This is a genomic window from Limnohabitans sp. Rim8, assembly GCF_943326455.1.
Lineage (GTDB): Bacteria > Pseudomonadota > Gammaproteobacteria > Burkholderiales > Burkholderiaceae_C > Limnohabitans_A.
Genome location: NZ_CALPTI020000019.1, coordinates 60,226 through 68,814 on the forward strand (window position 1 = coordinate 60,226; position 8,589 = coordinate 68,814).

General features: G+C 58.3%; 10 protein-coding genes. 5 read left to right on the top strand and 5 right to left on the bottom strand.

From position 1 onward, the window contains the following. Positions 1–7: 7 nt before the first annotated feature. Positions 8–1,006, top strand: a complete 999-nt coding sequence (locus Q1M54_RS12425; protein WP_300557655.1) for an adenosine kinase — start codon at positions 8–10, stop codon at positions 1,004–1,006. Here the strand turns inward: Q1M54_RS12425 and Q1M54_RS12430 are convergent. Genes Q1M54_RS12430 through Q1M54_RS12440 form a run of 3 tightly spaced genes read right to left on the bottom strand, consistent with a single transcriptional unit; the run spans position 1,003 to position 4,144 of the window. Then, on the bottom strand, positions 1,003–1,692 hold the full coding sequence (locus Q1M54_RS12430) for an ABC transporter ATP-binding protein (RefSeq protein ID WP_300557657.1): 690 nt from the start codon (positions 1,690–1,692) through the stop codon (positions 1,003–1,005). The two genes, Q1M54_RS12425 and Q1M54_RS12430, sit on opposite strands and share 4 nt — an antisense overlap. Next, the gene (locus tag Q1M54_RS12435; RefSeq protein ID WP_300557658.1) at positions 1,685–2,917 is read right to left on the bottom strand and encodes an FtsX-like permease family protein; all 1,233 of its coding nucleotides are present in this window, start codon (positions 2,915–2,917) and stop codon (positions 1,685–1,687) included. The genes Q1M54_RS12430 and Q1M54_RS12435 overlap by 8 nt, the downstream gene beginning before the upstream one ends. Before the next feature lie 12 nt (positions 2,918–2,929). Further along, entirely contained in the window at positions 2,930–4,144 is a 1,215-nt protein-coding gene (locus tag Q1M54_RS12440) for an efflux RND transporter periplasmic adaptor subunit (protein ID WP_300557660.1), read from the bottom strand. Positions 4,145–4,273: 129 nt separating this feature from the next. Here Q1M54_RS12440 and purT point away from each other — a divergent pair, with 129 nt between their 5' ends. Beyond that, the gene (gene purT, locus Q1M54_RS12445; RefSeq protein ID WP_300557662.1) at positions 4,274–5,413 is read left to right on the top strand and encodes a formate-dependent phosphoribosylglycinamide formyltransferase; all 1,140 of its coding nucleotides are present in this window, start codon (positions 4,274–4,276) and stop codon (positions 5,411–5,413) included. A gap of 60 nt (positions 5,414–5,473) precedes the next feature. Here purT and rfbC read toward each other — a convergent pair whose 3' ends face one another. After that, positions 5,474–6,025 (bottom strand): dTDP-4-dehydrorhamnose 3,5-epimerase, encoded by a 552-nt coding sequence (gene rfbC, locus Q1M54_RS12450; RefSeq protein WP_300557664.1) that lies wholly within the window; start codon positions 6,023–6,025, stop codon positions 5,474–5,476. 26 nt (positions 6,026–6,051) lie between these two features. Next, a complete protein-coding gene (rfbA, locus tag Q1M54_RS12455; RefSeq protein ID WP_300557666.1) occupies positions 6,052–6,924 on the bottom strand; it encodes a glucose-1-phosphate thymidylyltransferase RfbA in 873 nt (290 codons plus the stop codon). 82 nt (positions 6,925–7,006) lie between these two features. On the opposite strand from rfbA, the gene Q1M54_RS12460 reads away from it, so the two are divergent. The 3 genes from Q1M54_RS12460 to Q1M54_RS12470 form a co-directional block, all read left to right on the top strand. Next, positions 7,007–7,549, top strand: a complete 543-nt coding sequence (locus Q1M54_RS12460; RefSeq protein ID WP_300557668.1) for a hypothetical protein — start codon at positions 7,007–7,009, stop codon at positions 7,547–7,549. Continuing rightward, on the top strand, positions 7,546–8,325 hold the full coding sequence (locus tag Q1M54_RS12465) for a hypothetical protein (protein ID WP_300557670.1): 780 nt from the start codon (positions 7,546–7,548) through the stop codon (positions 8,323–8,325). Before Q1M54_RS12460 ends, Q1M54_RS12465 begins: the two co-directional genes overlap by 4 nt. Before the next feature lie 52 nt (positions 8,326–8,377). Further along, positions 8,378–8,589: uroporphyrinogen decarboxylase family protein (locus Q1M54_RS12470; protein ID WP_300557672.1), on the top strand; the 212-nt coding region annotated here is incomplete at its 3' end.

An 8,589-nucleotide genomic window follows, 5' to 3' on the forward strand; every position in this document is an offset into this window, starting at 1 on the left:
GCCAGTCATGTCCCACTACCACCTCTACGCCATTGGCAATGCCTTGGTCGATACCGAATACGAAGTCTCTGATGAGTTGCTGAGCACCATGGGCGTCAGCAAGAGACACATGACGCTGATCGATACGCCCCAACGCGCCGAGCTGTTGACGCATGTGCAAGGCCTGCAAGCGCGCCGCACTGGTGGTGGATCGGCAGGCAACACCGTGGTCGCATTGGCACAACTGGGTGGGCAAGCTTTTTATTCTTGCCGCGTGGCCGACGACGAACTGGGCGCTTACTACACACAAGACCTGCAGGCCAACGGCGTTGCGACCAACCTGACCCATACATGTCCCACTGAAGGGCAAACCGGCAGTTGCATGGTATTGGTGACGCCAGACGCTGAGCGCAGCATGTGCACTTTTTTGGGTGCGACATCACAACTCGACGCCAGCGCCCTGCACCCCAAAGACATCGCCAAGTCCAAGATTTACTACATGGAAGGTTATTTGGCAGCCTCCCCTACCGGGTTAGAGGCCGCTGTCAAAGGTCGGCAGATCGCTGTTGAGCACCAAGTTGCCACCGCGCTGACGCTCAGCGACGTGAGCATGATCAACTTCTGCAAAGCAGGCCTCGAGGCCATGATCGGCAACGGTTTGGACTACCTCTTTGCCAACGAAGAAGAAGCGCAAACCTGGTGCGGCACGACCGATCTGGATGCCATCATCGGCCAACTGACGCAGCTGGCCTCAACCGTGTGCCTGACGCGCGGCCCCAAAGGCTGCATCGTCGTACGAGGTGCTCACCGCATCGAGGTGCCCGCCGTGCCCACCCAGGCTGTAGACACCAATGGCGCAGGCGACATGTTTGCTGGGGCCTTCCTGTACGGCATCACCCATGCTCAAAGCCCGGCGCAAGCCGCAGCGCTGGCCAACCGCGCTGCGGCTGCCGTGGTCAGCCAACACGGCAACCGCCTGACGGCCGCCCAGCTGCAAGGCATTGCCGCAGAATCTGCAAAAACCTAAGTCTGGATGAGACCATCCACCACTTGGATGGTCTTGTCGCAGCGCTTGCCCAGCTCGGGGTTGTGGGTGACCAGCAGCACGGTGGTGCCCTGCTCTTGGTTGATGCGCCGCAGCAGCGCAAACACCGCATCTGCACTTTTGGTGTCTAAGTTGCCAGTGGGTTCATCGGCCAGCAGCAAAGCTGGGTTCATGGCCAATGCCCGCGCCAAAGACACGCGCTGCTGCTGCCCGCCACTCATGTTGTTGGCCATGTTGTTTTTCCAGGGCGTGAGGCCCACGCTCTCTAGCAGGGCTTCGGCCCGCCCACGCATCTCGGGGGTCGGAAAACCCGCAGCGCCCAACAAAGGCATCATCACGTTCTCCAATGCTGTGAAGGCCGCGATCAGGTAGTGGTACTGGAACACAAAGCCAATGTGGTGCCCCCGCAAGCGCGTCAAGGCCTGATCGGCCAGCAGTGTGGTTTCTTCACCCGCCATCTGCAGCAAGCCCGAAGTGGGACGGTCCAGCAAGCCGATGATGTTGAGCAAGGTGCTCTTGCCCGAACCGGACGGACCCATCACCGCGCAAAAGTCGCCTCGGTGCAGCGTCAGGTCAATGCCGTGCAGCACCTCGGTTTCGATGCCAGAGCCCACATTGAAGGCCTTGCGCACGCCTTGTAAACACACCACCACGTCCGCGCTAACCATGAATGGCCTCCACCGGGTCCAGACGTGCTGCCCGTAAGGCTGGCGCATAGGCCGCGACCAGGCCGGTCACTGTGGCCAGGCCCAGGGCCACAGCAAACAGCACCGGGTCCAGCACCAACGGAAACAAGGCGGTGCCATCGGCATTCAAGGCCAGGTGCTGCCAAAGCACCAAACCCAAAGCGCCCACCACGCAGCCCAACACCGCGCCGCCCCAGCCCAGCAAGCCGCCTTGCAACAAAAACACGCGCAACACCTGACCGCGTGAGATGCCCATGGCCCGCAGAATCCCGATCTCTCGCGACTTTTGCACCACCGACACCACCAGCACACTGGCAATGCCAAAGGCCACCGACAGGCCCACAAAAAACCGGATGGCCGTGTTGGCGGTGCTTTGCGCACTCACGGCGGCAAAAAACTGCGCTCCGGTCTTGATCCAGCTTTCGGCCTGCAAACCGGTGGCCGCATGAATGCGCTGGGCCATGACTTCGGCCGCGTACACATCGCGCACTGTGACTTCCATGCTGGTCACCCCACCCAGCAAGCCCAGCAGGCTTTGCGCGGTGCGCAGCGCCACAAAAGTACTGCGCTGGTTGGCCCCCTTGTTGCCCAGGTCAAACACGCCACTGATGGTCAAGCTGGTGGCCACGCCTGCTGCATTGGCCACACGCAACTTGTCGCCGACATCCACGCCCAGGTCGCTGGCCAAGTCTGTGCCGATCAATATGTCCTGGCCCGTCAAACGCGGCTTGCCCCGCACCATTTTGTCGGGTAACTTGACGATTTGAAAATACCCCTCAGGCTCCACCCCCGTCAGGCTGATCGCCCGGCTGGCACTGCCGCGAACCGCCAGCGCTGAGCCGCCGACCACGGGCGAAACCACCGTCACATCGGGCATATCACGCACCATGGTGATCAAGGATTGCCACTGGTCAACCGACTTGAGCCTTTGCAGTGGCGGCTGCACGATAGAAGCATTCACCTCGCTGGGCGTGGCCGTGTACAAAGTTCGGGTGAGCTCTTGGGGCGGCAAAAGCTGAATGTGCGCCTGCGCCGACAGCACCCGCGCAATGAAGTTGCCCTGCAAACCCGCCATCAGCGCCGACATGAACACGATCACCCCCACCCCAATGGCCACGCCCACCAAAATGAACACCGTCTGCATGCGGCCTTCGCGCAAAAAGCGGATGGCCACAATCCATTCAAAGGGCACCCAGGGCTTGAACATGCTGCAGCCCGCTCAAAGTTGCGCACGCACGCGCTGGCCTTCGCGCAAAGCATTGGGCGATACGATCACGGCATCGCCCACGCGAAGGCCATCCAGCACCTCCACCCACGCGCCACCCCGCAAACCCAGTCGCACCGGACGACGTAACGCGTGCCCAGCCTCCAGCAGCCACACCCACGGCGATGCACCACCGATGTCGTTGACATGGTCCACCTGCAACGCCAGCACCTGAGGTTTACGCGAGACCACCAAGTCCACCGACACAGTCATGTCCTGTTTGAGGTTCTGCTGGGGTTCCAGCACATCCAGCTTGATTTCTACCGCGCCTGTCTGGGCATTGATGCCAGGGTTGATGTAGACCACCTGGGCCTTGAATTTTTGCTGCGGATAGGCATCGGCCGAGGCCAATGCCTGCTGGCCCCATGCGATCAAGCGCAGGTTCTTTTCATCGATCTGCACCACCAGCTGCGCTGCGCCCTCGGGCGACAAAGTCATCAAGACCTTGCCCGCTTGCACCACATCGCCGACTTCCACATGACGGCTTATGAGATGCCCATTCGCGGGTGCTTGGATCACCGCGTAGCGGGCCTTGGCATTGACCATTTCTGAATTGGCCTGTGCCTCAGCCACAGCCCCTACGGCCAAGCTGTGTTCAGCACCTCCGGCCTGGGTCGATGCCACTTGCTTTTGCGCGGCCAGCACTTGGGCTTCGGCCAAGGCCAAAGCCTTGCGCGACTCGTCCAGCGCCGCTTGACCCATGAAACCCTGCTGAAACAAAGCCAAACTGCGCTCCCCGCTGGCACGCGCTGCGTCTAGGCTGGCCTGTGCCTGGCGCAGCGCCTGCTGTACCACAGGCCCCTGCAACTCATTCATCTGCCGCAGACGGTTCTGCGCCTGCACCACAGCCTGCTGGGCCTGCCGCTGGGCCGACTGCAACTCGGTGCCGACCAATTCCACCAGCACATCACCCGCCTGGACCACTTGGCCTTCGCTCACTGGCACGCGCGCCACCGTGCCGGTGATCTGCGCGCCAATGCTCACACGGTGCGGTGACTCTACGCGGCCACTGGCCACCACCGTTTGCAGCAAATCACGGCGTTGCACTGCCTCGGTCTGCACCTGAGGCCCCAGCCACCAGCGCAGCGAGGCAGCGCCCAACAGCAAGGCCAACAAACCCCACAACAATTGGCCACCATGTGGGCGAATCCAAGTCCAAACAGCATTCATGCCACCCATTGTGGGGATCGGTGCTGTTCGCGCCCATGATCTAGGTCAAGATCGACCCATGTGCAGGCTGTGCGTCAGACAACTGAGCAACAATGCAGCTTGTGTTCGCTTTCTACACTTCTTATCCCCATGAAAAAAATACTGCTTTTGGGTTCTGGTGAGCTCGGCAAAGAATTCGTCATCAGCGCCAAGCGATTGGGCTGCAACGTCATCGCCTGCGACAGTTACGCAGGCGCTCCCGCCATGCAGGTGGCCGACTCGTTTTGCGTCTTCAGCATGCTGGACGAAACGGCCTTGCGTGACGCCATCAAGGAGCACCAACCCGATTTGATCGTGCCCGAGATCGAAGCCATCCGCACCGAAGTGCTGCTTGAGGTTGAAAAGCAGGGCTTTGAGGTGATCCCCAGTGCGCGCGCGGCCAACCTGACCATGAACCGCGACCGCATCCGCGATGTGGCCGTGGGCCTGGGCGTGCGCACCGCCAAATTCGCCTATGCAGACTCCGCCGCCGAACTGCTGTCAAAAGCCACCGAGATCGGTTTTCCGGTCGTCATCAAGCCCGTGATGAGTTCATCGGGCAAAGGCCAAAGCGTGGCCAAGACGGCTGGTGATGTGCCAGCCAGTTGGGATTACGCCTGCGCGGGCATGCGCGGCGACCGCCAAAAAGTCATCGTCGAAGAATTCATCCACTTTGAGTTTGAAATCACCCTGCTCACCGTGCGCCAGCGCAATGGCCAAACTCTGTTTTGTCCGCCCATTGGACATGTGCAAGAACGCGGCGATTACCAATACAGCTGGCAACCTCAAGGCATGACGCCCGAGCAAATCAAAGCCGCGCAAGACATGGCCGAGAAAGTCACCACCGACTTAGGGGGCGCAGGTCTGTTTGGTGTGGAGTTTTTCGTGACCAAAGACGAGGTGATCTTCAGCGAGCTGAGTCCACGTCCACATGACACCGGCATGGTGACACTGATCAGCCAAAACCTGAGTGAGTTTGATCTGCATGCGCGAGCCATCTTGGGTCTGCCCATTCCACAAATCGACTGTGTGGAAGGCGCAAGCGCCGTGGTTTTAGCGGACCGTGAAGGCAAAAACCCAACATTCACCGGCATTGAAGCCGCATTGAGTGAACCCGGCGTTGACGTTCGTATCTTTGGCAAACCCACCACACGCCCTTATCGGCGCATGGCTGTGGCTCTTGCACAGGGCCCCAATGCCCTGCAAAGAGCGCGCGATGCAGCGGCCAAAATCAAGGTTATGAGCCACTGAGAGCGAAAGTCACAGCTTGGCTGACAAATCACACGTCGCCAAGCCTCGAGGGGCGTAGCCTCAGGCAAACTTTTCAGCGTCTGGCCAAAGCTGAGCCGCAGCGTCTTTGGCTGCCAACTGGGGCTGGCCTGCAACAGGCCAGCCAATGCGCAGCGTGGGGTCGTCCCATCGCAAGCTGCGCTCGTGGACGGGGTACCAGTAATCGGTGGTTTTGTACAAAAATTCGGCCGTTTCACTGAGCACCACAAAGCCGTGGGCAAAACCCGGTGGCACCCACAGTTGCTGGTGCTTTTGTGCATCCAGATAAACGCCCACCCATTGGCCCAAAGTGGCCGAACTTTGCCGCAGATCGACAGCCACATCAAACACCTGGCCTTGCACTACACGCACCAATTTTCCCTGCGGGTTCTGAATTTGGTAATGCAGGCCTCGCAACACCCCTTGAGCCGACTTGCTGTGGTTGTCTTGAACAAAAGGCAAGTTCACACCGGTCTTTTCAGCAAAGTCACGCTGATTGAAAGACTCAAAGAAAAACCCTCTGGCATCTCCAAAAACTTGGGGCTCCAGAATTAAAACTTCAGGAATGGAAGTGGGCGTGACGGTGTAGGGCATATCGAGGCAGCGAAGTCAGTTTTTGGTTATTTCAACAGGTTCAACAGGTATTGGCCGTAACCATTTTTGGCCAACGGCGCTGCCAGTTTCTGCAACGCTGCCGCATCTATCCAATTTTGATGCAAAGCAATTTCCTCGGGACACGCCACCATCAAACCCTGACGCTTTTGCAAGGTGGCAATGAAGCCTGCAGCCTCCAGCAAGCTGTCGTGCGTGCCGGTATCTAGCCATGCATAACCCCGGCCCATGATCTCCACGTTCAATTGACCCAGCTCCAAATAGCGCTTGTTCACATCGGTGATTTCAAGCTCACCTCGGTGAGAGGGCCGAATGTCGGCGGCAATGTCACAGACTTGTTTGTCGTAAAAATACAAACCGGTCACCGCGTAGTTGCTCTTGGGGAACTTGGGCTTTTCCTCAATGCTCAGCGCTCGGTGTTGTCCGTCAAAATCCACCACGCCATACCGCTCCGGATCGTGCACATGGTAGGCAAAAACGCTGGCACCACTGGTGCGCTCATTGGCACTGGCCAAGAGCTTGACCAAGTCATGCCCGTAGTAAATGTTGTCGCCCAGCACCAGCGCACTCGGGTCTTGACCTACGAAGTCCTTGCCGATGATGAAGGCCTGCGCCAAGCCATCGGGGCTCGGCTGAACCGCATACTGGATATTCATGCCCCACTGGCTACCATCTCCCAGCAGTTCGGTAAAGCGCGGCGTGTCGTGTGGCGTGCTGATCAGCAACACATCACGGATACCCGCCAGCATGAGCGTGGTCAGCGGGTAATACACCATGGGCTTGTCATACACCGGCATCAGCTGCTTGCTCACAGCTTGGGTCACGGGATACAGGCGCGTTCCGGAGCCCCCGGCGAGGATGATGCCTTTACGATGTGTCATGCCTCATTTTAAGCCGAGGCCACGGAAGCACCTGGTTTAAGAGGTCGTGAACTGTGGGACGCTTCGGACCATAATTCGTTTCATGGATTTGTTTTCAAGCTTGGTCGTCGTCTACTTTGCAGGGCTCGGCTTGGCCATGGTTTTCCGCAAAAGAACCCGCAACATTTCGGGGCCTTGGTTGTTTTTATTTCGGGCATTTTTCCCGAACTGGCAGTTTTTTCATGGCCTTGGACCTGCTCCGCGTTTGTGGGTGCGTTCACAGGGGCCTGAGGGTCAATGGTCAGACTGGCGACTGCACTACCCCCGCATGGCTCGCCAACCCTTGCAGTGTTTGTACAACCCTGTGGTCAATTTGGCCCTGTCGCATCAAAACCTGGTCGAGCATCTCGCCTCAGACATCCATGCTTTGCCAGAAAACGGCGACATCCGCAGTTTTGTCAGCTACCAATTGGTCACTCGCTTGGCAAGACAAGCGGTGATTGAAAGCACGACTGATGTCAAAGCCATCGCGACCGATATACCGCCCGATCTGCGGTCATTTCAGTTTGAAGTTCGCTTGATGTTTTTAGCGAACAATCAAACGTCCATGTTGATCCAATCGCCCGTCTTGCCATGGACAACATGAGCTTGGACCTTGCCATCGCCGTCCGAATGTTTGAGGTCTTGCTGGGCTTCAGTCTTTTGCTGCAAAGCTTGGAGTATTTCAAGCTTTCGCACATCGACCGGGTTGGCCATTGGGAGATCCAACGCCAAGAAATTCCAAGCCGCCCTCTTCGTCTGCTTTTAGACCGCTTGTTTCAAATCCCCATTTACCAAGGTCTGCTGTGGATTCGTGGTGGCTTGTCTCTGATCTTGATGGCCGGACATGCCGGAATCGGGGTCTCTATCGCCCTTTTCTTGCTCGCTGTTGTGCTTTTATTGCGCTGGCGCGGCGCTTTCAATGGGGGCAGCGATTTCATGACCCTGGTCGGATTGACCGGCTTGCTGATCGCCCACATCTTGGGCAGCTTCAGCGATTTGGCAGAGCCATGGTCGATCGCTTTTTGGTATGTGACTTTGCAAAGCTTAGGTTCTTACTTCGTGTCAGGCTGGGTCAAGTTGATGCGTCCAGAATGGCGATCCGGCAGGGCATTGACGGTGTTTCTAGACCAAGCTGTGCATGGGCCCCTGCCAGAACACAGCCCTTTCAGGTCCCCCAAAGTGGCGCTCATTTGCAGCTGGAGTTTCATTCTTTGGGAAGGCTTGTTTCCGCTGGCCTTGTGGAACCTTCAAGTGGCTGCTGTGTTTTGCAGCGTAGCCGCCGTGTTCCATTTTTTGGTTTTTTGGTTTTTTGGGCTGAATCGATTTTTCTGGGCTTGGCTCAGCACGTTTCCAGCCATTCTGTACTGCGCATCCCTTTGAATCTGCGCCTATGTGATAGACCCCAATCCAACACCCTGCGACAATTCAAGCCATGAACACGCCACATTCATCCGCACCATCCGCCGGCGCTTTTGCACCGCTTCAAAACGACACTTTCCTGCGCGCCTGCCTGCGCCAGGCCACCGACCACACCCCCGTCTGGCTCATGCGCCAGGCCGGACGCTACCTGCCCGAGTACTGCGCCACACGCGCCAAAGCCGGCAGCTTCATGGGCCTGGCCACCAACGTCGACTTCGCCACCGA

Coding starts and splice junctions, on each gene's coding strand:
- rfbC (WP_300557664.1), bottom strand. CDS start 6,025: ATGCCCTACACCGTCACGCCCACTTCCATTCCTGAAGTTTTAATTCTG.
- Q1M54_RS12425 (WP_300557655.1), top strand. CDS start 8: ATGTCCCACTACCACCTCTACGCCATTGGCAATGCCTTGGTCGATACC.
- purT (WP_300557662.1), top strand. CDS start 4,274: ATGAAAAAAATACTGCTTTTGGGTTCTGGTGAGCTCGGCAAAGAATTC.
- Q1M54_RS12465 (WP_300557670.1), top strand. CDS start 7,546: ATGAGCTTGGACCTTGCCATCGCCGTCCGAATGTTTGAGGTCTTGCTG.
- Q1M54_RS12460 (WP_300557668.1), top strand. CDS start 7,007: ATGGATTTGTTTTCAAGCTTGGTCGTCGTCTACTTTGCAGGGCTCGGC.
- rfbA (WP_300557666.1), bottom strand. CDS start 6,924: ATGACACATCGTAAAGGCATCATCCTCGCCGGGGGCTCCGGAACGCGC.
- Q1M54_RS12440 (WP_300557660.1), bottom strand. CDS start 4,144: ATGAATGCTGTTTGGACTTGGATTCGCCCACATGGTGGCCAATTGTTG.
- Q1M54_RS12430 (WP_300557657.1), bottom strand. CDS start 1,692: ATGGTTAGCGCGGACGTGGTGGTGTGTTTACAAGGCGTGCGCAAGGCC.
- Q1M54_RS12435 (WP_300557658.1), bottom strand. CDS start 2,917: ATGTTCAAGCCCTGGGTGCCCTTTGAATGGATTGTGGCCATCCGCTTT.